The following is a 23,298-nucleotide window of genomic DNA, read 5'->3' as shown; positions in this document are numbered from 1 at the left end:
GTGGTACGGCCGCCGGTCGATCTCGGTCGCCGGTCGATCGTCGTCCCCGCCCACCCGCGATGGGCACCTACACCGTCAAGTGTAGCCGCTCGCACCGCTGCCGGCTCAGCGCCCCCGCGAGGAACGCCGGCCTGGCCAGCGCCCCCGGCGGCCGGCCCGGGGCCGCCGGGACCGGCCGGTCAGGCGTACGTCACGAGCAGCCCCACCGCCAGGCCGAGCAGGTTGAGCACCACGCCGGCCGCACCGCAACTGATCCCGGCCAGCGCGAGCCCGCGCCCGGCGAAGTGCACCGCGGGTGGGGCCGGCGGCCGGCGGATCTGGCGCAGGCCGAGCAGCCCGGCCACCACCGCACCGGCCCCCACCAGGACACCCAGCAGCGCGAACGCCCCGGCCGCCCAGGCGCCCCCCACCGAGTTCGCGGCGGCGCCGAGACAGCCGACCAGCAACGCCACCAGGATCGCGGCGATCCCGGCCACCAGCGATCCCACCGCCAGCCCGGAGGTGACCGGCGGCACGGCCAGGTGCACCACACCGAACGGCGTACCCGGCACCGGATCGACCCGCTTCGGCCGGGTGACCGCGTCCGCCGGTGGGGGCGGTGGCGACCCCGCCCAGCCGTGCCCCGCCGACCAGCCCGCCTGCGGCGGCGTGGGCCACCGGTCCACGGGCGGCGGGGACGACGGGTACGGCACCGGACCGGGCTGTCCGACCGGCCCGGCCGCCGGAGCGGCGGACGACGGCCCGGAGCCGACCGCAGGTGGCTGCGCCGGGGTGGGTGCCGGGCGGGCCCACTCGCTCACCTCGGCCGAAGGCCCGTCGGTCGGGCCGGCGGGCTGCCGCCACGGCTCGGCTCCGGACGGCCACGCCGGTTCCGTCACGCGGTCCTCCTGTCGGAAAGTACGACCGCCGCCGAGCGACGGTCACCGGTCAGGCTACCGCCGTGAGCGCCGCCGCCCCGCCCCGGCGGACGGCCCGTCACCCGGGTGGTCAGTCCATGTTCGGCGCGAAGTCGTGCCCGGTCGGCGCCTCGGCCAGGTGCACCACCCCGAAGATCACCGCCGCCACCACGCTCACCGCGACCAGCACCAGCCCCGCCCAGGCCAACCGCTCGCCCCGGCGCAGCCAGGCCGCGCCGGTCAGGAACCCCCCGGAGGCGTACGCCTCCCGCCGGGCCTGGCGGGCCAGGGCCAGCGCCACCGTCGCCGGGACCACACCCCCGACGAACGGGCCGGTGAGGAGCCCGATCAGCCCCAGCGCGAAGACCGCCCGCGCCTTGGTCGAGCGGACGGGCTCGGGGTCGAGCGGGTGACGCGGCGGCTGGTGCCCGACGGACACCTGCCCGGGTGCGGTCGTCATGCTCCCCATCATGCCCCGCCCGCTCCCCCGCCACGTCCGGGTGGCCCGGCCGGGCCACGGGAAGCCGGCCGGGAAACGGCGAGGCCCCCGGCGGATGCCGGGGGCCTCGTCACGCGTCAGCCGATCAGCGGTACGACCCGAAGTCGAAGTCGTCCAGCGGCACGGCCTGCCCGCTGGCCGGCCCGAAGCCGTAGTCGGTCTCCGGGTACCCGGTCATCGAGTAGACCTTGGCCTTCGCCTCCTCGGTCGGCTCGACCCGGACGTTGCGGTACTTGCTGATGCCCGTACCGGCCGGGATGAGCTTACCGATGATCACGTTCTCCTTCAGGCCGATCAGCGAGTCGCTGCGGGCGTGGATCGCCGCGTCCGTCAGCACCCGGGTGGTCTCCTGGAAGGAGGCCGCCGACAGCCAGGAGTCGGTGGCCAGCGAGGCCTTGGTGATACCCATCAGCACCGGACGACCGGCGGCGGGCTCCCCGCCCTCCCCGACGAGCCGGCGGTTCTCCGACTCGAACAGCGCCCGGTCGACCAGCACACCCGGCAGGAACTCGGTCGAGCCGGAGTCGATGACCGTCACCCGCTTGAGCATCTGGCGGATGATGATCTCGATGTGCTTGTCGTGGATGAGCACACCCTGCGAGCGGTAGACCTCCTGGACCTCCTGGGTCAGGTGGACCTGGACCGCGCGCGGGCCGAGGATGCGCAGCAGCTCGTGCGGGTCGATGGTGCCCTCGGTGAGCTTCTCGCCGACCTCGACGTGGTCCCCGTCGTGGGTCCGCAGCCGGACCCGCTTGGAGATCTTGTCGTAGACGATCTCGTCGCTGCCGTCGTCCGGCACCACGATGATCTTCCGGGACCGCTCGGCGTCCTCGATCCGGACCCGACCCGGGGTGTCGGCGATGGGCGCCTTGCCCTTCGGGATCCGGGCCTCGAAGATCTCCTGCACACGCGGCAGACCCTGGGTGATGTCCTCACCCGCGACACCACCGGTGTGGAAGGTACGCATCGTGAGCTGGGTACCCGGCTCACCGATCGACTGGGCGGCGATGATGCCGACCGCCTCGCCGACGTCCACGGTCTTGCCGGTCGGCAGCGACCGGCCGTAGCAGGCACCGCAGACCCCGAGCTTCGACTCGCAGGTGAGCACGCTGCGGACCCGGATCGTCTCCGCCCCGGCGCCCACGATCGCGTCCACCAGGATCGAGTTGATGTCCATGCCCCGCTCGGCGACGACGGTGCCGTCCGGCCCCTTGATGTCGTCGGCCAGGGTACGGGCGTGCACGCTGGTCTCGGCGTGCTCGTGCACCACCAGCTTGCCGTCCAGGCGCTGACCCACCTGCATCGGGATCGCCCGGTCGGTGCCGCAGTCCTCCTCGCGGATGATGACGTCCTGCGACACGTCCACCAGACGCCGGGTCAGGTAACCCGAGTCGGCGGTCCGCAGCGCGGTGTCCGCGAGACCCTTACGGGCGCCGTGGGTGGAGATGAAGTACTCCAGGACGGACAGGCCCTCCCGGTACGACGCCTTGATCGGACGCGGGATGATCTCACCCTTGGGGTTGGCCACCAGACCACGGATCGCGGCGATCTGCCGGAGCTGGAGCAGGTTACCGCGGGCACCCGAGTTGATCATCTTCCACAGCGGGTTCTCCTGCGGCAGCGCGGTGTCCATCTCCTTGGCGACCTCGTTGGTCGCCTTGGTCCAGATCTCGATGAGCTCGCCGCGACGCTCCTCGGCGGTCATCAGACCACGCTGGTACTGCTTGTCGATCCGGTCGGCCTCCTTCTCGTACCGCTCCAGGATCTCCCGCTTGCGCGGCGGAGCGATGACGTCCTCCATACCGATGGTGACGCCGGACCAGGTGGCCCAGTGGAAGCCGGCCTCCTTGAGGCCGTCCAGGGTGGCCGCCAGGGCCACCTTCGGGAAGCGCTCGGCGAGGTCGTTGACGATCGCGGAGAGCTGACCCTTGCGGATCTCGTAGTTCACGAAGCGGTAGCCCTGCGGCAGCGTCTCGTTGAACAGCACCCGGCCCAGGGTGGTCTCGACGGTGAGCGGCTCACCCTCGACCCACTCCTCCGGCGCGACCCACGGCTCGGCGCCGGCGCCGTTGTCGACCCCGACCAGCCCGCGCAGGCGGATCCGCACCGGTGCCTGGAGGTGCAGTTCACCGTTGTCGAACGCCATCCGAGCCTCGGCGTCCGAGCTGAACGCCCGGCCCTCGCCCCGCTCGCCCTCGGTGCGGTGGGTGAGGTGGTACAGGCCGATGACCATGTCCTGGGTGGGCATGGTGACCGGCTTGCCGTCGGCCGGCTTGAGGATGTTGTTCGACGACAGCATCAGGATCCGCGCCTCGGCCTGGGCCTCGGCGGACAGCGGCACGTGCACCGCCATCTGGTCACCGTCGAAGTCGGCGTTGAACGCGGTGCAGACCAGCGGGTGGATCTGGATCGCCTTGCCCTCGACGAGCTGCGGCTCGAAGGCCTGGATGCCCAGCCGGTGCAGGGTGGGCGCCCGGTTCAGCAGGACCGGGTGCTCGCCGATGACCTCTTCCAGCACGTCCCACACGACCGGCCGCTGCCGCTCGACCATCCGCTTGGCGGACTTGATGTTCTGGGCGTGGTTGAGGTCCACCAGCCGCTTCATCACGAACGGCTTGAACAGCTCCAGCGCCATCTGCTTGGGCAGGCCGCACTGGTGCAGCTTCAGCTTCGGGCCGACCACGATGACCGAACGGCCGGAGTAGTCGACGCGCTTGCCGAGCAGGTTCTGCCGGAACCGGCCCTGCTTGCCCTTGAGCATGTCGGAGAGCGACTTCAGCGGCCGGTTACCGGGACCGGTGACCGGGCGACCCCGACGGCCGTTGTCGAACAGCGCGTCGACGGCCTCCTGGAGCATCCGCTTCTCGTTGTTGACGATGATCTCGGGAGCCCCGAGGTCGATCAGCCGCTTGAGCCGGTTGTTCCGGTTGATCACCCGGCGGTACAGGTCGTTCAGGTCCGAGGTGGCGAAGCGGCCACCGTCGAGCTGCACCATCGGCCGCAGGTCCGGCGGGATGACCGGGACGCAGTCCAGCACCATGCCGAGCGGCGAGTTGCGGGTGTTCAGGAACGCCGCGACGACCTTGAGCCGCTTGAGCGCGCGGATCTTCCGCTGCCCCTTGCCGGTCCGGATGGTCTCCCGCAGGTTCTCCGCCTCGGCGTCCAGGTCCATGTTCTGGACCAGCGCCTTGATCGCCTCGGCACCCATCCCGCCGGTGAAGTACTCGCCGAACCGGTCGCGCAGCTCCCGGTAGAGCAGTTCGTCGGTGACGAGCTGCTTGGAGTCCAGCTTGCGGAAGGTGTCCAGCACCTCGTCGAGACGGTCGATCTCGCGCTGGGCCCGGTCGCGGATCTGGCGCATCTCGCGCTCTCCGCCCTCCTTGACCTTGCGCCGCACGTCCGCCTTGGCACCCTCGGCCTCCAGCTCGGCCAGGTCGGCCTCGAGCTTGGCGGCCCGCTTCTCGATCTCCGAGTCGCGGCTGTTCTCCGACTGGCGCTTCTCGGCGAGGATCTCGTTCTCGATCGTCGAGAGGTCACGGTGACGCGCCTCGGCGTCCACGCTCGTCACGACGTACGAGGCGAAGTAGATGATCTTTTCGAGGTCCTTGGGGGCCAGGTCGAGCAGGTAGCCGAGCCGGCTCGGGACGCCCTTGAAGTACCAGATGTGAGTGACCGGAGCCGCGAGCTCGATGTGCCCCATCCGCTCACGCCGGACCTTGGAGCGGGTCACCTCGACGCCACAGCGCTCACAGATGATGCCCTTGAACCGGACCCGCTTGTACTTGCCGCAGTAGCACTCCCAGTCCCGCTGCGGACCGAAGATCTTCTCGCAGAAGAGCCCGTCCTTTTCCGGCTTGAGGGTGCGGTAGTTGATCGTCTCAGGCTTCTTGACCTCGCCGTGCGACCACTGACGGATGTCGTCGGCGGTGGCGAGCCCGATCCGGAGCTCGTCGAAGAAGTTGACGTCGAGCACTTGGTTATCCCTCACATCAAGTCAGCTCGGTTGAGTGGTTCGGCGGAGCGGGTGCGGCGGCGGTTCCGCCGCCGCACCCGGCCCGGATCAGACTTCGTCGACGCTGCTCACACCCTCGTTGGGGCGGCGGGAGAGGTCGATGCCGAGCTCCTCCGCCGCCCGGAACACCTCGTCGTCGGTCTCGCGCATCTCCAGGGCGACACCGTCACTGGAGAGCACTTCGACGTTGAGGCAGAGCGACTGGAGCTCCTTGAGCAGCACCTTGAACGACTCCGGGATGCCCGGCTCCGGAATGTTCTCGCCCTTGACGATGGCCTCGTAGACCTTCACCCGGCCGAGGACGTCGTCGGACTTGATGGTGAGCAGTTCCTGCAGCGCGTACGCGGCACCGTACGCCTGCATGGCCCAGCACTCCATCTCACCGAAGCGCTGGCCACCGAACTGCGCCTTACCACCCAGCGGCTGCTGCGTGATCATCGAGTACGGACCGGTCGACCGGGCGTGGATCTTGTCGTCGACCAGGTGGTTGAGCTTCAGGATGTAGATGTAACCGACCGCGATCGGGTCCGGCAGCGGCTCGCCGGAGCGGCCGTCGAAGAGCCGGGCCTTGCCGCTGGAGCCGATGAGCTGCTTGCCGTCCCGGTTGGGCAGGGTCGACGCGAGCAGACCGGAGATCTCCTCCTCGCGGGCACCGTCGAAGACCGGGGTGGCCACGTTGGTGTCCGGCTCGGACTCGTGCGCGTCGATCGAGCGGAGCTGACGCTTCCACTCCGCGTCGTCGCCCTCCACGCTCCAGCCGGTCTTGGCCACCCACCCGAGGTGGGTCTCCAGGACCTGGCCGATGTTCATCCGGGAGGGCACACCGAGCGGGTTCAGCACGATGTCGACCGGGGTGCCGTCCTCCAGGAACGGCATATCCTCGACCGGCAGGATCTTGGAGATGACGCCCTTGTTGCCGTGCCGGCCGGCGAGCTTGTCGCCGTCCTGGATCTTCCGCTTCTGGGCGACGTAGACCCGGACCAGCTCGTTGACGCCCGGCGGCAGCTCGTCGCCGTCCTCCCGGGAGAAGGTCCGCACGCCGATGACCGTGCCGGTCTCACCGTGCGGCACCTTCAGCGAGGTGTCCCGGACCTCACGCGCCTTCTCACCGAAGATCGCGCGGAGCAGCCGCTCCTCCGGGGTCAGCTCGGTCTCACCCTTCGGGGTGACCTTGCCGACCAGGATGTCGCCGGGGACGACCTCGGCGCCGATCCGGATGATGCCGCGCTCGTCGAGGTCGGCGAGCATCTCCTCGCTGACGTTCGGGATGTCGCGGGTGATCTCCTCCGGGCCGAGCTTGGTGTCCCGGGCGTCGACCTCGTGCTCCTCGATGTGGATCGAGGTGAGCACGTCCTGCTGCACGAGGCGCTGCGACAGGATGATCGCGTCCTCGTAGTTGTGGCCCTCCCAGGTCATGAACGCCACGAGCAGGTTGCGCCCGAGCGCCATCTCACCGTCGTCGGTGCACGGACCGTCGGCGATGACCTGGCCGGCCTCGACCCGGTCACCCTCGAAGACCACCGGCTTCTGGTTGACGCAGGAGCCGGCGTTGGAGCGGCGGAACTTGTGCAGCAGGTACGTCCGGCGGTGGCCGTCGTCCTGGTGGATGGTGATGTAGTCGGCGCAGAGGTCCTCGATCACCCCACCGACCTCGGCGACCACCACGTCACCGGCGTCGACCGCGGCACGGTACTCCATGCCCGTACCGACCAGCGGCGACTCGGCCTTGACCAGCGGCACCGCCTGGCGCTGCATGTTCGCGCCCATCAGGGCGCGGTTGGCGTCGTCGTGCTCCAGGAACGGGATCATCGCGGTGGCGACCGAGGTCATCTGCCGCGGCGACACGTCCATGTAGTCCACCGCGCCCGGCGCGACGTCCTCGGTCTCGCCGCCCTTCCGGCGGACCAGGACCCGGTCCTCGGCGAACGTGCCGTCGGCCCGCAGCGGGGCGTTGGCCTGCGCCTTGACGAACCGGTCCTCCTCGTCCGCGGTCAGGTAGTCGATCTGGTCGGTGACCCGACCGTCGACGACCTTCCGGTACGGCGTCTCGATGAAGCCGAACGGGTTGACCCGGGCGAAGGTGGAGAGCGCGCCGATCAAACCGATGTTCGGGCCTTCCGGCGTCTCGATCGGGCACATCCGGCCGTAGTGGGACGGGTGCACGTCACGGACCTCGAAGCCGGCGCGCTCCCGGGACAGACCACCCGGGCCGAGCGCGCTCAGCCGGCGCCGGTGGGTCAGGCCCGCCAGCGGGTTGGTCTGGTCCATGAACTGGGAGAGCTGCGAGGTGCCGAAGAACTCCCGGATCGCCGCCACCACCGGGCGGATGTTGATCAGGGTCTGCGGCGTGATCGCCTCGACGTCCTGGGTGGTCATCCGCTCGCGGACGACCCGCTCCATGCGGGAGAGGCCGACCCGGACCTGGTTCTGGATCAGCTCGCCCACGGTCCGCAGGCGCCGGTTGCCGAAGTGGTCGATGTCGTCGGCCTCGTAGCCGTCCTCACCGGCGTGCAGCCGGCAGAGGTACTCCACGGTGGCGACGATGTCGTCCTCGGTCAGGGTGCCGGTGGTGATCGGCACGCCCACTTCGAGCTTCTTGTTGAACTTGTACCGACCGACCTTGGCGACGTCGTACCGCTTCGGGTTGAAGAAGAGGTTGTCGAGCAGGGTCTGGGCGTTCTCGCGGGTCGGCGGCTCGCCGGGGCGCAGCTTGCGGTAGATGTCGAGCAGCGCCTCGTCCTGCCCGGCGATGTGGTCCTTCTCGAGCGTGGTCATCATCAGCTCGGACCAGCCGAACTTCTCGCGGATCTGCTCCGCCGACCACCCGATGGCCTTGAGCAGCACGGTGACGGCCTGACGCCGCTTACGGTCGATCCGGACGCCGACGGTGTCGCGCTTGTCGATGTCGAACTCCAGCCAGGCACCCCGGCTCGGGATGACCTTGACGCTGGAGAGGTCGCGGTCGGAGGTCTTGTCCGGCTGCTTGTCGAAGTAGACGCCCGGGGAGCGGACGAGCTGGCTGACCACGACCCGCTCGGTGCCGTTGATGATGAAGGTGCCCTTCGGCGTCATCATCGGGAAGTCACCCATGAACACCGTCTGGCTCTTGATCTCGCCGGTGGTGTTGTTGGTGAACTCCGCCGTCACGAAGAGCGGAGCGCAGTAGGTCAGATCCTTCTCCTTGCACTCCTCGATCGAGGCCTTCACCTCGTCGAAGCGCGGCGCCGAGAAGGAGAGCGACATGGTGCCGGAGAAGTCCTCAATGGGACTGATCTCGTCGAGGATCTCCGCGAGACCAGAACGTGCGTGCGGGTCGTCCGCCGACCGGCCCTGCCAAGCCTCGTTACCGACCAGCCAGTCGAAGGACTCGTTCTGGATGGCGAGGAGGTTGGGGACCTCGAGGTGTTCGGTGATCCTGCCGAAAGAGACTCGGCGGGGCGCGAAAGCGCTCGACGTACGACTGGTCTTCGCAGGGCGGGAAGCTGCCAAGATGCGTCCTTCCGAGGACCGGTGCTGCAGAACGGCTGGTACGCGTGCACTCCAATGGCCCCGTCAGAATTATCCATAATCGGACATTCCGAACAGGGGTCAAGTCGGAAGGCAGCGCAAACTAGCAGTGTAGCCGAAAGGCTAACCGCTGTCCAGCCCACCCCGCAGGTCGTCGCGGAACGCGCCTCGGGACCCTGGAACCGGGTCTCTCCGGGCCGCTCGGAACGCGTCGTTCCTGCCGGGCCGCTCAGGTCCTGCGGCGGTGCTACCGCTGCCATTACCCGAGTGGTGGCCGTTGCAAGCGCGGAAGGTCTTGCTGTGTGTCAGCGTGCCTGTCGGGTCGGTGTCGCGTCAAGGGCCGACCCTACGGGTGAGAACTTCTTTGCATCCGCGCCCGCCCCGTCGGTAGCCGTCAGGTTACCCCACCCCGGCACCGGACGCCCTGGTCACGCTGGTCCGACTGGGGGCCCACCAACGACGGCGGGCGGCGACCCGTAGCCGGATCGCCGCCCGTCGCGACGCGGTGTGTGCGCCGGCTCACTGAGCCGGACACCCGCCTGGTGGAGCCTCAGGTCACTTGAGGGTGACCTTGGCGCCCTCGCCCTCGAGCTTGGCCTTGGCCTTCTCGGCGGTCTCCTTGTTGACCTTCTCCAGGATCGCCTTCGGCGCGGACTCGACCGCGTCCTTGGCCTCCTTGAGGCCCAGGCCGGTCAGCTCACGCACGACCTTGATGACCTGGATCTTCTTGCCACCGTCAGCCTCGAGGACGACGTCGAACTCGTCCTTCTCCTCCTCGGCCGGAGCGGCGGCGGCACCACCGGCACCACCGGCGGCGGCCACGGCGACCGGGGCCGCGGCGGTGACCTCGAAGGTCTCCTCGAACTGCTTCACGAACTCGGAGAGCTCGATCAGCGTCATCTCCTTGAACGCGTCGAGCAGCTCGTCGGTGCTGAGCTTCGCCATGTCTGGCGTCCTTTCCTGAAAGGTTTACTAAGAACGTGGGTGCGCCGTGCGGCCTCAGGCCGCCTCGGCGCCCTCCTGCTCGCGCTTCTTGTCCGCCAGGGCAGCCGCCGCGCGGGCGGCCTTGGAGAGCGGAGCCTGGAACAGGGCCGCGGCCTTGCTCAGGTTGCCCTTCATCGCGCCGGCCAGCTTGGCCAGCAGCACCTCGCGGGACTCCAGGTCGGCGAGCTTCGTGACCTCGGCCGCGGTGATGGCCTTGCCCTCGAAGACACCGCCCTTGATGACGAGCTTCGGGTTGGCCTTCGCGAAGTCGCGAAGGCCCTTCGCCGCCTCGACGACGTCGCCCGAAACGAAAGTCAGCGCGGTAGGACCGGTGAACAGCTCGTCGAGGCCGGAGATGCCCGCGTCGGTCGCGGCACGCTTGGCCAGCGTGTTCTTCGCGACCGTGTAGGAAGTCTCCTTGCCGAGCGAGCGCCGCAGCTGGGTGAGCTGGGAGACCGTCAGACCACGGTACTCGGTGAGCACGGTCGCCCCCGCGGTGCGGAAGCTCTCGGTCAGCTCGGCGACGGCCGTGGCCTTGTCGGCCCGGATCGGCTTGTCCGCCATGTCCCTCCTCTCTCGTTACTCGGAGCTGGTCGCCGTCGTCGGGCCGGTGGGCCCTGGGACGGCGGCGGAGGCATCACGACAAACGAAAAGCCCCGGCGCAGGGCGCACGGGGCGAGAGACGGCAGATCGTCGTGGTCGGCGGACCACGGGACACACCGAAGTTTCGCTTACCGCCCTGCGCGGGCCGCCCGTCATCGCGGGACCTTCGACCGTGCCGAGGCACGGCGACCAGCGGTCTCTGGGTGGAACAACTCCGTCAGGTTACGTGACGTATCCGGTGGACACCAAATCGCCCCCACGTGCCCCGGGTCACTCCCCCGCCCTGCCAAGCCGGGAACAGCGCCGACAGGCCGGGAACGGCGCCACGGGACCGGAGGCAACACCACCGGCCCGGAACGGCGCGACGGGCCCCGCCAGGTCGTGGCGGGGCCCGTCGGGTCGACTGCTGCTCAGCCCTCGGCGCCGGACTCCTGGAGGTTCTTCACCACGTTGGGGTCGACCGGGACACCCGGGCCCATGGTGGTGGTCAGGGTGACCTTCTTGAGGTACTTGCCCTTCGCCGCGGACGGCTTGGCCCGCAGCACCTCGTCGAGGACCGCGGCGTAGTTGTCGACGAGCTGGCTCGCCGAGAAGGACGCCTTGCCGATGATCAGGTGCAGGTTGGAGTGCTTGTCCACCCGGAAGGCGATCTTGCCGCCCTTGATGTCCGTGACCGCCTTGGTGACGTCCATGGTCACCGTGCCGGTCTTCGGGTTCGGCATCAGGCCGCGCGGGCCCAGGATCCGCGCGATCCGACCGATCTTGGCCATCTGGTCCGGGGTGGCGATGGCGGCGTCGAAGTCCAGCCAACCGCCCTGGATCCGGGCAACCAGCTCGTCGGTGCCCACCTCGTCCGCGCCCGCCGCGACGGCCTCCTCGGCCTTCGCGCCGGCGGCGAAGACGATCACGCGGGCGGTCTTGCCGGTGCCGTGCGGCAGGTTGACCGTGCCCCGGACCATCTGGTCCGCCTTGCGGGGGTCGACGCCGAGGCGCATGGCAACCTCGACCGTGGCGTCGAACTTGGTGTTGGTGGTCTCCTTGGCGAGCTTGACCGCCTCGGCCGGGGTGTAGAGCTTCGAGCGGTCGATGACCTCGGCCGCCTTGCGGTACGCCTTGCTGCGCTGCATCTCTGGTTACTCCTGTGGTCTCTGGCGGGCCGCGCGACCGCGCGCCCTCCCACGATCGGGTCTGGTCGGAAGGTGACCGACGTCAGTCGGCGACGTTGAGGCCCATCGACCGGGCGGTGCCGGCGATGATCTTCTCGGCCTGCTCGATGTCGTTGGCGTTGAGGTCCGCCATCTTCTTCTCGGCGATCTCCCGGAGCTGGGCGCGGGTCACCGAGCCGACCTTCTCCTTGTGCGGGACGCCCGAGCCCTTCTGCACACCGGCGGCCTTGATCAGCAGCCGGGCGGCGGGCGGGGTCTTCAGCACGAAGGTGAAGGAGCGGTCCTCGTACACGCTGATCTCGGCGGGGACGATGTCGCCCCGCTGCGACTCGGTCTGCGCGTTGTAGGACTTGCAGAACTCCATGATGTTCACGCCGTGCTGGCCGAGCGCGGGGCCGACCGGCGGCGCCGGGGTGGCCTGGCCCGCCGGGAGCTGAAGCGTGAACGTCTTGACGAGCTTCTTCTTCGGAGGCATGTCTCTTCCTGGGGCTTGGAACTGGGAAAGGCGCCGGCCTCGGGCGCGCACGGTCAGCGCGGTGCGACGACGGCGACGTTCTAGGGTAGCGCAGCCACCCCGGCCCCTCCGGAAGAGGTCCGGCGGGGACGACGACCCCCGCCGGGAGCGGCCCGTCGGGGGTCGAGAACCACCTGCCGCCGGCGGCGGCTGCCCGCCGCCGGCGATCGGTCAGATCTTGGTGACCTGGTTGAAGTTCAGCTCGACCGGGGTCTCCCGGCCGAAGATCGACACCAGCACCTTCAGCTTCTGCTGGTCGGCGTTGATCTCGCTGATCGTGGCCGGCAGCGAGGCGAACGCGCCGTCGGTGACGGTGACCGAGTCACCGACCTCGAAGTCCAGGACCTTGACCTCGGGCTTGGCCTTCTTCTGCTCGGTCTCGACCGCCGGGGCCAGCCACTTGAGCACCTCGTCGAGGGAGAGCGGCGCCGGGCGGTCGGCCCGGTCGGTCGCCCCCACGAAGCCGGTGACCCCGGGGGTGTTGCGCACGCAGGAGTACGACTCGGCGGTCAACTCCATCCGGACCAGGATGTAGCCCGGGAAGACCTTGGCCTGGACCTGGGACCGCTTGCCGTTCTTGACCTCGACCTCTTCCCGGGTCGGCACCTCGACCTGGTAGATGTAGTCCTCCATGTCGAGGGACGTGATCCGGGTCTCGAGGTTGGTCTTGACCTTGTTCTCGTAACCGGCGTACGAGTGGACCACGTACCAGTCGCCCGGCGCGTACCGCAGCTTCTGCCGCAGCTCGGCGACCGGGTCGTAGTCCTCGGCCGGCTCGGGCTCGGTGGTCGGGAATTCCGGCTCGCTGGCGGCCCCGACCGACTCGTCACTGGCCGCCGTCGCCACCGTGGACTGGTCGTCCGTGGTTCCGGCGGTCTCGTCGTACTCAGGCACGCTCGCTCACTTCCGTCACTATCGGCTCAGTCAGCCGGTCAGCTGGGGTTGCCGAAGACCCACAGCACGCCCTTCGCGAAGGCGAAGTCGAGCCCGGCCACGATCGTCAGCATCACCGTGACGAACACGACCACCACGGCGGTGTAGGTCAGCAGCTCCTTGCGGGTCGGCCAGATGACCTTACGCAATTCGGCCACGACCTCGCGGAAGAACCGCGCCACCCGGCCGAAGAGGCCCACCCGGCCACTGTCCGCCTTGGTCTTCGGCTTGCTGTCCGCCGACTCGGCCTTGGCGGCCTTCGACCGGGTCGCGGTGCCGCCGCGCGATACCGGCTCGTCCGCGCCGGTGGCGTCGGCATCGGCCACATCGTCGCCGGCGGTCTCGTCGACGACGTCGTCGTTCTCGTTCAGACGGTCGTCGCCGGCGTCCTCGCCGCGCCGCTTGTTATCGGCCACTTCGCCCTCCGTCGCGGGAAATCGGGTCGTACGCCGGGTGGCGTACGCGGCGCTGGTCACGCCGGCCGGACCAACCGTCCCGCGACGGGCCGCGGCCGGCGGACCGACCGGAAGGGCCCCGACGCCTCGGAGCCACCCGCCGATACCACCACCACGGGCCGGACGCCGCTGGAGGGCGGCGCGACCCACGGAACGGTCAGGCCTGAGGCGCAGGGGTGACAGGACTTGAACCTGCAGCCTGCGGTTTTGGAGACCGCTGCTCTGCCAATTGAGCTACACCCCTATGTGCGGCAACGCGCACCCCACCCGGTCGTGCAGGACCGTGCGGGGGTCACATGCCCCACGGCGGACCAGTGTACGGGTACCAGCACGACTTTCCCAACCGGTCTCCCCCACACGCGTGGCGAAGCCGCCTCAGCCGCGCGTCCGCACCGTCGCCCGCGCCTGCGAGAGGACCTTCTCCCCCTGGCAGACGGCGGTCACATCGAGCCTGGTGAGACCATCCTCGGTGACCTCCCGGACCTTCGCCGACACCTCGATCTCGGTGCCCTCGTCGTCGTTCGGGACCACGACCGGCCGGGCGAAGCGGACCCCGTACTCGACCACCGCGTCGGCGGTGCCGGCCCACTCCGTCAGCGCCCGGCCGACCAGCGCCATGGTGAACATCCCGTGGGCGATCACCCCCGGCAGGCCGACCGAGGTGGCCACCCGGTCGTTCCAGTGGATCGGGTTGAAGTCGCCCGACGCGCCCGCGTAGCGGACCAGGTCCGCCCGCGTCACCCGGTACGTCCTGACCGGCAGCTCCATCTCAGCCCTCCCCGCGTACGACGATCTTGGACCACATGGTGACCACCGGCTCGCCGGCCGTCGTGACGACCTCGGTACGGGTGGTCAGGAAGTCGTGCCCGCCGCGCTGGGTGATCTCCTCGATGGTGAGGTGGCAGACCAGTTCGTCCCCGGCGACCACCGGGCGGACGTAGGCGAACCGCTGGTCGCCGTGGACCACCCGGCTGAAGTCGACGCCCAGCTCCGGGTCGGTGAAGACCCGCTGGCTGGCCCGCTCGGAGACCACCACGGGAAAGGTCGGCGGGGCCACCACGTCGGGGTGGCCCAGCGCGCGGGCGGCATCCGGGTCGTGGTGGGCCGGGTCGGCGGCGCCGATCGCCGTGGCGAACTCGCGGATCTTTTCTCGGCCCACCTGGTAGGGGGCGGTCGGCGGGTATGTCCGGCCGACGAAGGACGGGTCCATGGGCATGCCGAGAACCTACAACGGGCCCGACACGCCTCCGCACCCGTGACCGGGCCCGCCGGCCGGTCGCCACGCCGACCGCCGCTGGCGGTGGCCGGTGGCCGGTGGCCGGTGGCCGGGAACACGAAACGCCGACCCGGGTCGGACGTGCGGCGGTGCCGCGCGTCCGTTCCGGATCGGCGTTCGAGGGTCGCCGGCTCGGGCCGGCGCAGACTCAGCGGGTCTCGCGGTGCAGCGTGTGCTTGCCGTCCCGGGGGCAGAACTTCTTCAGCTCGATGCGGTCCGGGTCGTTACGGCGGTTCTTGCGCGTGATGTAGTTGCGCTCCTTGCACTCCACACACGCCAAAGTGATCTTCGGCCGGACATCGGTCGCCTTCGCCACGGCGGAGTGCCTTCCTCGCTAACGGACACAACTACAGCGCATCAGCGTACGCGTTGACGACGCGGACACGCAAAGCGGGCGCCTGTGGCGCCCGTCCCAACGACCACCGGGAACGTACCCAGAGGCCGAAAGTAGCGGTGGCCGGACTTGAACCGGCGACACAGCGATTATGAGCCGCTTGCTCTGCCATCTGAGCTACACCGCCGCGGGTGGGTCCAGCCGGACCCGTTGAGCCCCCTTACGGAATCGAACCGTAGACCTTCTCCTTACCATGGAGACGCTCTGCCGACTGAGCTAAGGGGGCCTGCGCGATCTCCCCGGGGGGCGCGCACGGGTAAGAGTACACGGCCCGGACCCGGAGGTGAAATCGGATCCCCCGCTCACCGCCGCCGGGCGCGTCCCCGCAGGTCAGCGCAGTCGCAGCGGCACCCGGAAGGGCGCTGAGGGCGGTCGGAGGCACCCCCGGGCGCACCCGGTCGGAGCCGGCACAGGCCGCACCTCCCGGCCGACAGCGGCCCAGGAAGCATCGGCCCGGCCGACAAGCGGCCACGGCAGCACGAGAGAGGCCGAGGCGAGCCAGGGGCACCCGGACCGGCCGGCCAGCGGCTCGCGCCGGGGACGTCGGAAGGCCGGGGAGGTGGCGACAGGCGCCCCGGAGCCGGAAGGGGGCAGCAGGAGCGCCGGGCGGGGTCAGCCGTGGATCAGGTCACGGCCCGGAGGCGGGGCAGGTCCAGGATGCCCACCGCGTCCGGCTCGGCCTGGGCGCTGAACCAGGCCGCCAACCGCTCGTACGGCAGCGGGCGGCTGAACAGGAAGCCCTGGCCGATCTCGCAGCCGATGTCCTGGAGCAGTTCCAGGGTCAGCTCGCTCTCCACCCCCTCGGCCACCACCGTGAGGCCGAACTGCTGGGAGAGGGTCACCACCGCGTTCACGATGGCCAGGTCGCCGGGATCGGTCGCCATCCCCTGGACGAACGCCCGGTCCACCTTCACCTCGTGCACCGGCAGCCGCCGCAGGTACGCCAGGGAGGTCGCGCCGGTGCCGAAGTCGTCGAGCGAGAGCCGTACGCCGAGGTCCCGCAGCCGCCGCAGGGTCGGGATCGGCCGGTCGGTCCCGTCGAGCACCCCGGACTCCCGGATCTCGAAGGTGAGCCGGTGCGGCGGCACGCCGTACTCGGTGAGCAGTTCGCGTACCCGCTCGGGGAAGTCGCGGTCGGTGAGCGTCCGGGCGGCGAGGTTGACCGAGACGGCGAGGGGCTGCTCGGCGTGCGACCAGTCCCGGCTGCGCCGCAGCCCCTCCCGCAGCACCAGCTCGGTCAGCCGGCCGAGCTGTCCGGTGTGCTCGGCCACCGCGACGAAGTCCTCCGGCGCCACCGCCCCGTGCGTCTGGTGCTCCCAGCGGGCCAGGCACTCCACACCGACCAGCCGGCGGTCCCGCAGGGTGACCTTCGGCTGGAAGTAGACCTGCACCTCACCCTCGTCGAGTGCGCGTCGCAGGTCGCCGGCGAGGCCGAGCCGGTGCAGCGACGGCGACTCCAGCGCCGGGCTGAACACCTGGACGTTGCCCGGTACGGACTTGGCCGCCATCGCGGCCAGGTCCACCCGTTGCAGCAGGGTCGCCGCGTCGCTGCCGTGGTCCGGGTGCACCGCGACCCCGACCGCGGTGTCGACGTCGAGGGTCAGCGGGTCGAAGACCATCTCGTCGCGGATCTGCTCGCGCAACGTGCCGGCCAGTTCGACGGCCGCCTCGACGTTCTCCAAGCGCAGGGTGACCACGAACTCGTCGCCACCGGCCCGGCCGACCAGGGCGGCCGACGGCGCGCAGGACCGCAGCCGGTCGGCGACCTCGGCGAGGACCTTGTCCCCGGCGGCGTGCCCGAGCGTCTCGTTGACCTGCCGCAGCCCGTCCACGTCGAAGAGCAGCACGGCGACCACCTCGCCGGGCGCCCGGATCTTCACCGCCTCGTCCAGCGCGGCGGTGATCCGACGCCGGTTGGGCAGCTTGGTCAACGCGTCGTGGTACGCGTCGTGCCGCAGCCGGTCGACCAGCCGGGAGTTCTCCAGCGCCACCGCCGCGTGCGCCGCCACCGTCTCGAAGACGGGGATGTCGTCGGCGGTGAAGTGGTTCGGGTCGCCCAGCCGGTTGGCCACCTCCAGGGTGCCGATGACCACCTGACCGGAGCGCAGCGGCAGGATGATGACGTCCTTGACCCGTTCGGCCCGCAGGCAGGCCCGCAGGTCGGGCTCGCCGCGCAGCCGGGCGCCCACGGCGACCATCCGCGCCTCGCGCAGCGCCCGTTCCCGCAACTCCGCCGGCGTGACGGCGACGTCCAGCAGGCCGGTGTCGTCCTCCCGGGCGGTCAGCAGGAACTCTGGGTGGCGTCCCTGCGCCGGGAGCCAGAGGGTGGCGTACTCCGCCTGCATCAGGCCCCGGACCCGGCCGAGCAGGGCGTCGACCAGGGTGCCGTCGTGCCCGCTCTCGGTCATCGCCCGGGTGAGCTGGTACAGGTCGGCCAGCGTCCGGTGCTGGCGCAGGAACTGGGTGTACGAGCGGTACACCAGGACGAGGGCCAGCGCGAACGCCGCGAGCAGGACGATGCTCCACGGGTTGGTGACCAGCGTGATCAGGATGAGCAGCCCGATCACCACGTTGATGATCCCGGCCAGCAGGATCGGCGGCGAGCTCCGGATGAGCTGCCGACCGGCCTGCCACCCCTGCACCACGGCGATCACGGCGACCACGGCCGCCTGGGTGACCAGCGTGTGCACGCTGGTGGCGAGGAAGAGGGTGCCCCACGTCGCCGGGCCGACCCCGTCCGGCTCGGGCAGGGCCAGCAGGACCGTCTCGGCCAACGACGTCCCGGCCGCCGCGAGGACGATGTTGAACCAGAACTTGACCGGGGCGAGCTTGCGCCGGATCTGCACGATCAGCGTGGCGACCGTGTAGGCCAGCACCACCGACAGCGGTGGCAGCAGGTAGAAGGCCACCACCAGGGGTATCTCGGCCAGCAGCAGGCCGAGGGCCTGCCGCCGGACGACGATGTTGATGGTGGGCATCGCGGCGGCGACCATCACCGCCAGCATTCCCAGGGTGGTCAACCACTCCCCAACCACCGGTCGGGCGACCAGGGCCAGGACGGACGAGCAGAAGACCGCGATGAGCGCGAGGGGGCCGGTGACCAACCAGGCGTTCTCGATCGACCGACGCGAACGGGGCCGGCGCTCAGCCATCCCGCCCCCTCTGACGCTCACCGTGGGATCCAGTCAGCCGGCCTGAGCCGACCTGACCGACAGGGTATCGAACGGTCACATGCGGTGACGGCATGTGCCACTCGACGCTGTTCTGGGTTTCCATCACTGCGCCCGAGAGGACCCCCAGGGCAGCAAGAGCGAGGAGGGAGCCGATGATACGGCCCAACCTTCGACCAGACATGTTCGCTCCTGTCACGAGTCCGTCAGAGAAGGCGGAGGTTCCACGATGGTGCCACACGGCATGCAGGCGTAAAAGCGGAGAGGACCGCTCCCCAGGGCCCCGGCTGACTAATTCATCCGTTCGACGCCCGTGACCACCTCTCCGGCCCAGATGCCTGTCACCGCAGGTCCGTCGGCTGCTACAGAAGCTGCAAATTGCGACCTCACCCTCGAACCGCGCGGATCACCGAACCCCTGCATCTGCACCTGCGTTCGCATCTGCAGCTGCACTTGCACCACATTGGACGCTGTTCTGGGGTACCTTCACCGCCGGCTGTCGCATCATTGATAACAGCGGCCATTCGACCGCAATGCGCATTATGCGCAACTGCGCCTCGGCGTCCGTCCGGATCGCCGGAAGCCGCAGCCAGCAACCGCCGGCACCCGGCCAGCCCGGAGACCCCGGGGCCCCACCCGAGCCCACCCCCCGGGCCCACAACCGCCCAAAGGGTACGGCCGCCCCGCAACCGGTTCGGCCACCGCACAGCGCGCTTGTCCGAATAGCCCACTCCCTGGTGAGCGGGGTGACGCGGGCCGGGAAGCAAGGCGGCCCCAGCCGACCGCCGAAGCCCAGTGCGCCGCAGCCCGGCTCGACGGTGTCACGACCGGTCGGGTGGCCGGACCAGCCGCGCCGGGCGGGCCGGGTACCGGTCGCGGGCTATGGGGTCGCCGCCGGTGACAGGTCCGCCGGACAGTCCTTGACGTGGTAGACGTACCGGGCGCCGGCACGGTCGGACCAGGACACCTCGAAGCGGACGCAGGTCGTCACCGTCGCCCCCTCCGCCCACACGGTGTTGGTGGAGCTACGGGTGAGCGCGGCGTCGACCCAACCGACCACCGGCCCCGCCTCGGCCATGCCCGGGACACTCCCCGAACCGAGCACCTGCGCGCCCGCCTCCGCCAGCCGCCCGCGCAGGTAGCGGACGGATCCGTCGCCGAGGTCACCGCGGCTGATCGCGGCGACCTCGGCGTCCCGGACGTACCGCTGCGCATCCGCCAGCGCCGCGTCCCTGGCGTCCCGCCGGCCCCGGTCGATCCCGTCGGCGCAGCCGACGAGGGTGAGCGCGGTGACCGCCAGCACCAGACCGACCCGGCGGCAACGCGGGTTCGCCGGTCCGCTGCGGTGCCACCGTGGTCCGTGTCGGCTCATGACCGCGAGCGTATCGATGCCAGGCACCATCCGAATGCCGAGATCTCAGCGAACACGTCGAAAGAACAGCCTCGTCGACTCCACGGTGTCGTCGCGCACGCCGGTCGCCCGATTGGTGTGGACGGGGCCGCCGGAAAGGCGCCCAGGCCACTCTGCCCCGGTTGAATATGTCAGCGACAACGAAGGCTCCCTGGCGGACCATGTACCGGTGCACGATGCCCTCGCTCGCCTCCAGGACGCTGCGGCCCTGTGGAGCACCAACCCGAGCACGGCGGCGGACGTGATCGGGGCCGCCTGCGACTGCCTCACCGCAGACGTGGACAGCCCCACGCTCCGGATCGTCGCCGGCATCTCGCCGACGAAAGGCAGCGAGAGTGACGACCTGCGGCGTTGGCTCGACGTCGCCCTCACGGAACTCTCGCTGACCTATTACCGGGAGGGCAGCCGAGAGGGCGAAGAGGAAGCGCTCCGGATCATGGCCCGTCGACTGCTCGCACAGAGCATCACGCCTCGCGACCTCACCTCCTGGGCGTACTGGTCCACCACCTGGGATGGCACTCCCCTGGCGGCCGACCTGATCGCCCTCGACAACGCCTATCACTACGTTGATGCGGTCTACGACGGGAATCGATACCCCAGCACGATGGCCGAGGATGTCGACGACGACGTCATCGCCGAGGCACGGCGGCTGACCGGTGACCCTCCGACAATCGAAAAGACTGAACCACGGCCCTTATCCGAGGGGTGACAGACTGATGTGGAGAGCCTGCCGTGCAAACCTGCCCACGACCAGTACGTGATTGGCTGAACTCAGCCGGACGCGGCCGGCTCGATGGCAACGGCCACCAGTCACCGCACGTCCCACCATCTGCCCACGTCCGAGGTGTGCGGGTTAGTAGAACATCAAGCGGCACCCCGAGATGATCACCGCCAGGGTGGCGACTCCCCAGACGATGTTCCGACCGGTGCCGGCCCAGAACAGGTAGGCGACCTGAGCGACCAGGAAGATCGATGTCAGCGCCAGGTCGACGAACAGCAGCACGATCGTAAGCGCCAAGCGCACCAGGAACCAGACGAAGCCCAGTCCGCACCACTTGCCAATGGTCGAGTCGTCGTAGGCCCAGCGCGTAAACACGAAGGGCTTATACAGGGAGGAGTCCCAGCCCTTGTCCCATTTTGCGCCCACCTTGGACCAGTACGAGTCACCACCCTCCTTGACCGCCGCTTGACCTACCCGCTTGAACTGAACTTTTTTGACCGCACCGTCGGTGACGTCGATCAGGACCTGCCCGTCTTTCACCTGAATCGTGCTGCTTCCGTTGACGACCACCGTAAGCTGATCGCCGACCGCGCGAACCCTGAAAACCTTGTCGAAACCGGACTTTCCCTTCTTTTGGTCACGAAGCAGGACATATATTTCATCCTTACTCCGCGACGGCAGGGAGTACTGGGCGCCGATCGAAAACTCACCGATAGGGGTGACGACACCTGTATCACCCTCGACCGCCACACCATCTGGCCCGACCGTCAAGGCCACCGGCAGCATCGCAGGCTTGTAACGGACCTTGCCGGAGGTCTCTGGATCACAGCCGGTGAGCGCCATGCACAGAAAAGCGAGGGCTACCCATACAGCACGATCGCGTGTCGAACGTCGACGAGGACTCAGCAGACCCGGGGGACGAGGCGTCAACGGCACCCCTTTCCGCGTGGCGGCCCCTACGATCAACGCACACCGCCCGCTTGACCTGCACAGACTGACGCCAATCCAACTACTACACGCAGCCACATGGTTACGAGTGTCTCGCAGGCGGTCAAGAAGCCTTGCGCAGCCTCTGACGTTGCCAGGATCCGAGCGCGTCACTGATCTTGTCGTTCATGGCGTCGTCTCCCCCGTCAAAGTGGTTGGCGTAGACGCGGAAAAGGACGGCGACGCCGTGGCCCAGACGGCGGGCGACCTCGGTCGGCAGGACACCGGCGGTTCAGCCAGGGGGAGCCCGCCGCGTGCCAAAGATCGTACGGGCGACGGACGAGCGGGAGGCAATCGGCGATTCGGTCGGCACCTTCTCGCAGGCGAGCTTCCACCGGCGGTCGTACACCGATTCGGAGAGCGGATCGCCGTGCAGGCCCCGGGAAAACCGGCCATCCGGACCGATGCCGTGGTTGTCGACGTGCGCGCAGAGCAACTCGACGAGCCGGGGCGGGATCGGAACGGTACGCGTCTCGGATCTTCCCCAGTCCTTGAGGCCACCTGGAGGAATGCCTGGTTGCGGTGCGGGCGGGAAGCCGGCCGGCGGTGAGCACCGGCCGCCGCCGCCCGTACGGCTAACCAGAAGCCTCGACGACCACCAGGCGGTACGGAAGCCGACCGGGTCGACCTGATCCCGGATCGAGGGCTTCCGGCTGCCGCACTAGTCCAGGACCGGGACTGGCTTGCCACTGGCCTACCTACCGCAGCCGAGTCGCACCGGACGCAGCTCCTCAGCCGCCCACAGCCCGCCCGGCCCGCACGACCCCAGCCAGCCCTACCAACACCGGCCCGAAAGCCGTCACCGGGCCGCCCAGCCGGCAAGATCGACCTGCCCACCGCCAGTCGTGATCGACTGGACTCAACCGGACCCGGCTAGATCAACGACAACGGCCCCTGATCAGCATCTCTGCTGGTCAGGGGCCGTGTTCGCACCTGGTGGCGGGTAGAGGATTCGAACCTCTGAAGCTTTCGCGACGGATTTACAGTCCGCTCCCATTGGCCGCTCGGGCAACCCGCCAGGGCGTACCGTCGCGCGGTGCGCGGCGGCGGATGCAAGGATAGCGGTTCCCTCCGGGCCCACCGCAACCGGGTACGGTCAGGGGGTTCCGCCCGCCGGCCGGCGGGCGACCGTCCGTACCGAGACCGCCAGACAGCAGGAGCATGAGCATGGCAGCGAACCCGTCGTTCGACATCGTGAGCAAGGTCGACCGGCAGGAGGTCGACAACGCCCTCCGTCAGGCGGAGCGGGAGCTCTCGACGCGGTTCGACTTCCGGGGCACAGGCGCCGAGATCACCTGGTCGGGTGAGGAGACGATCGGCCTCCAGGCGGAGACCGAGGAGCGGGTCCGGGCCGCCCTGGACGTGTTCAAGGAGAAGCTGGTCAAGCGGAACATCTCGCTGAAGTCGCTGGACGCCGAGGACCCCCGGCCGTCCGGCAAGATCTTCAAGATCGACTGCAAGGTCGTCCAGGGCATCGAGTCGGAGAAGGCCAAGGCGATCAGCAAGAAGATCCGGGACGAGGGGCCGAAGGGCGTCCAGGCACAGATCCAGGGCGACCAGCTCCGGGTGACCGGCAAGAAGAAGGACGACCTCCAGGCCGTCATCTCGCTGCTCAAGGCCGAGGACTTCGGGATCGCCCTCCAGTTCACCAACTACCGCTGACACCCGCCGCGACGCCGACACACGGCTGAGCCCCACCGGGTCACCGGCACCCGGTGGGGCTCGCCCACGTCCGGAGCCAGACGCCGGCAGGACCAGAAGCGGGCAGGA

At 69.5% G+C, this 23,298-nt stretch carries 18 protein-coding genes and 4 tRNA genes; 2 read left to right on the top strand and 20 right to left on the bottom strand.

Annotated features, from left to right (window positions below; translation table 11 throughout):
• Nucleotides 1-179: 179 nt before the first annotated feature.
• From AWW66_RS02215 to AWW66_RS02130, 18 genes are all read right to left on the bottom strand, one after another.
• Nucleotides 180-551 (bottom strand): hypothetical protein, encoded by a 372-nt coding sequence (locus AWW66_RS02215; RefSeq protein WP_067359662.1) that lies wholly within the window; start codon nucleotides 549-551, stop codon nucleotides 180-182.
• A 436-nt stretch (nucleotides 552-987) separates the two neighbouring features.
• Nucleotides 988-1,356: a hypothetical protein gene (locus tag AWW66_RS02210; RefSeq protein WP_067359607.1), complete on the bottom strand. Its 369-nt coding sequence runs from the start codon at nucleotides 1,354-1,356 to the stop codon at nucleotides 988-990.
• A 124-nt stretch (nucleotides 1,357-1,480) separates the two neighbouring features.
• Nucleotides 1,481-5,368: a DNA-directed RNA polymerase subunit beta' gene (locus AWW66_RS02205; protein ID WP_067359606.1), complete on the bottom strand. Its 3,888-nt coding sequence runs from the start codon at nucleotides 5,366-5,368 to the stop codon at nucleotides 1,481-1,483.
• A gap of 87 nt (nucleotides 5,369-5,455) precedes the next feature.
• Nucleotides 5,456-8,896, bottom strand: coding sequence for a DNA-directed RNA polymerase subunit beta (gene rpoB / locus AWW66_RS02200; RefSeq protein WP_067359605.1), 3,441 nt, complete (start codon nucleotides 8,894-8,896; stop codon nucleotides 5,456-5,458).
• A gap of 573 nt (nucleotides 8,897-9,469) precedes the next feature.
• A complete protein-coding gene (gene rplL / locus AWW66_RS02195; protein WP_067359604.1) occupies nucleotides 9,470-9,859 on the bottom strand; it encodes a 50S ribosomal protein L7/L12 in 390 nt (129 codons plus the stop codon).
• 54 nt (nucleotides 9,860-9,913) lie between these two features.
• Complete coding sequence (gene rplJ / locus AWW66_RS02190) at nucleotides 9,914-10,462, bottom strand: 50S ribosomal protein L10 (RefSeq protein ID WP_067359603.1); 549 nt, start codon at nucleotides 10,460-10,462, stop codon at nucleotides 9,914-9,916.
• A 449-nt stretch (nucleotides 10,463-10,911) separates the two neighbouring features.
• Entirely contained in the window at nucleotides 10,912-11,628 is a 717-nt protein-coding gene (gene rplA / locus AWW66_RS02185; protein ID WP_067359602.1) for a 50S ribosomal protein L1, read from the bottom strand.
• A gap of 82 nt (nucleotides 11,629-11,710) precedes the next feature.
• The gene (gene rplK / locus AWW66_RS02180; RefSeq protein WP_067359601.1) at nucleotides 11,711-12,142 is read right to left on the bottom strand and encodes a 50S ribosomal protein L11; all 432 of its coding nucleotides are present in this window, start codon (nucleotides 12,140-12,142) and stop codon (nucleotides 11,711-11,713) included.
• Between the two features lie 210 nt (nucleotides 12,143-12,352).
• Nucleotides 12,353-13,075 (bottom strand): transcription termination/antitermination protein NusG, encoded by a 723-nt coding sequence (gene nusG / locus AWW66_RS02175; protein ID WP_067359600.1) that lies wholly within the window; start codon nucleotides 13,073-13,075, stop codon nucleotides 12,353-12,355.
• Nucleotides 13,076-13,113: 38 nt separating this feature from the next.
• Complete coding sequence (secE, locus tag AWW66_RS02170) at nucleotides 13,114-13,530, bottom strand: preprotein translocase subunit SecE (RefSeq protein ID WP_067359599.1); 417 nt, start codon at nucleotides 13,528-13,530, stop codon at nucleotides 13,114-13,116.
• 210 nt (nucleotides 13,531-13,740) lie between these two features.
• Nucleotides 13,741-13,813 (bottom strand) — tRNA-Trp (locus AWW66_RS02165).
• Nucleotides 13,814-13,944: 131 nt separating this feature from the next.
• Nucleotides 13,945-14,337 (bottom strand): MaoC family dehydratase, encoded by a 393-nt coding sequence (locus tag AWW66_RS02160; RefSeq protein ID WP_067359598.1) that lies wholly within the window; start codon nucleotides 14,335-14,337, stop codon nucleotides 13,945-13,947.
• Nucleotide 14,338: 1 nt separating this feature from the next.
• Nucleotides 14,339-14,785, bottom strand: coding sequence for a MaoC family dehydratase N-terminal domain-containing protein (locus AWW66_RS02155; RefSeq protein ID WP_067359597.1), 447 nt, complete (start codon nucleotides 14,783-14,785; stop codon nucleotides 14,339-14,341).
• Between the two features lie 208 nt (nucleotides 14,786-14,993).
• Complete coding sequence (gene rpmG, locus AWW66_RS02150; protein WP_046567246.1) at nucleotides 14,994-15,161, bottom strand: 50S ribosomal protein L33; 168 nt, start codon at nucleotides 15,159-15,161, stop codon at nucleotides 14,994-14,996.
• A 132-nt stretch (nucleotides 15,162-15,293) separates the two neighbouring features.
• Nucleotides 15,294-15,366, bottom strand: a tRNA-Met gene (locus AWW66_RS02145).
• Between the two features lie 26 nt (nucleotides 15,367-15,392).
• Nucleotides 15,393-15,465, bottom strand: a tRNA-Thr gene (locus AWW66_RS02140).
• 397 nt (nucleotides 15,466-15,862) lie between these two features.
• Entirely contained in the window at nucleotides 15,863-18,391 is a 2,529-nt protein-coding gene (locus AWW66_RS02135; RefSeq protein ID WP_067359596.1) for a putative bifunctional diguanylate cyclase/phosphodiesterase, read from the bottom strand.
• Nucleotides 18,392-19,289: 898 nt separating this feature from the next.
• Nucleotides 19,290-19,781, bottom strand: a complete 492-nt coding sequence (locus tag AWW66_RS02130) for a hypothetical protein (RefSeq protein WP_157527084.1) — start codon at nucleotides 19,779-19,781, stop codon at nucleotides 19,290-19,292.
• 208 nt (nucleotides 19,782-19,989) lie between these two features.
• Between AWW66_RS02130 and AWW66_RS02125 the strand changes: the two genes are divergently transcribed.
• Nucleotides 19,990-20,529 carry a hypothetical protein gene (locus AWW66_RS02125; protein ID WP_067359594.1) on the top strand — a complete coding sequence of 180 codons (540 nt, stop codon included), beginning with the start codon at nucleotides 19,990-19,992 and terminating at the stop codon, nucleotides 20,527-20,529.
• A 144-nt stretch (nucleotides 20,530-20,673) separates the two neighbouring features.
• Here AWW66_RS02125 and AWW66_RS02120 read toward each other — a convergent pair whose 3' ends face one another.
• Nucleotides 20,674-21,384 carry a hypothetical protein gene (locus AWW66_RS02120; RefSeq protein WP_157527082.1) on the bottom strand — a complete coding sequence of 237 codons (711 nt, stop codon included), beginning with the start codon at nucleotides 21,382-21,384 and terminating at the stop codon, nucleotides 20,674-20,676.
• Nucleotides 21,385-22,462: 1,078 nt separating this feature from the next.
• Nucleotides 22,463-22,546 (bottom strand) — tRNA-Tyr (locus AWW66_RS02115).
• A gap of 149 nt (nucleotides 22,547-22,695) precedes the next feature.
• Here AWW66_RS02115 and AWW66_RS02110 point away from each other — a divergent pair.
• Nucleotides 22,696-23,190: a YajQ family cyclic di-GMP-binding protein gene (locus tag AWW66_RS02110; RefSeq protein ID WP_067359592.1), complete on the top strand. Its 495-nt coding sequence runs from the start codon at nucleotides 22,696-22,698 to the stop codon at nucleotides 23,188-23,190.
• Nucleotides 23,191-23,298: the final 108 nt, after the last annotated feature.

Origin of the sequence: Micromonospora rosaria (assembly GCF_001567585.1) — a bacterium.
GTDB classification, from domain to species: Bacteria; Actinomycetota; Actinomycetes; order Mycobacteriales; family Micromonosporaceae; genus Micromonospora; species Micromonospora rosaria.
Note: the sequence above shows the minus strand (reverse complement) of the source record. Positions and strands in the feature narration are given on the sequence as shown.

Coding starts and splice junctions, on each gene's coding strand:
- AWW66_RS02210 (WP_067359607.1), bottom strand. CDS start 1,356: ATGACGACCGCACCCGGGCAGGTGTCCGTCGGGCACCAGCCGCCGCGT.
- rplL (WP_067359604.1), bottom strand. CDS start 9,859: ATGGCGAAGCTCAGCACCGACGAGCTGCTCGACGCGTTCAAGGAGATG.
- rplJ (WP_067359603.1), bottom strand. CDS start 10,462: ATGGCGGACAAGCCGATCCGGGCCGACAAGGCCACGGCCGTCGCCGAG.
- rplA (WP_067359602.1), bottom strand. CDS start 11,628: ATGCAGCGCAGCAAGGCGTACCGCAAGGCGGCCGAGGTCATCGACCGC.
- rplK (WP_067359601.1), bottom strand. CDS start 12,142: ATGCCTCCGAAGAAGAAGCTCGTCAAGACGTTCACGCTTCAGCTCCCG.
- AWW66_RS02160 (WP_067359598.1), bottom strand. CDS start 14,337: ATGGAGCTGCCGGTCAGGACGTACCGGGTGACGCGGGCGGACCTGGTC.
- AWW66_RS02155 (WP_067359597.1), bottom strand. CDS start 14,785: ATGCCCATGGACCCGTCCTTCGTCGGCCGGACATACCCGCCGACCGCC.
- AWW66_RS02135 (WP_067359596.1), bottom strand. CDS start 18,391: ATGGCTGAGCGCCGGCCCCGTTCGCGTCGGTCGATCGAGAACGCCTGG.
- AWW66_RS02130 (WP_157527084.1), bottom strand. CDS start 19,781: ATGAGCCGACACGGACCACGGTGGCACCGCAGCGGACCGGCGAACCCG.
- AWW66_RS02120 (WP_157527082.1), bottom strand. CDS start 21,384: ATGGCGCTCACCGGCTGTGATCCAGAGACCTCCGGCAAGGTCCGTTAC.
- AWW66_RS02110 (WP_067359592.1), top strand. CDS start 22,696: ATGGCAGCGAACCCGTCGTTCGACATCGTGAGCAAGGTCGACCGGCAG.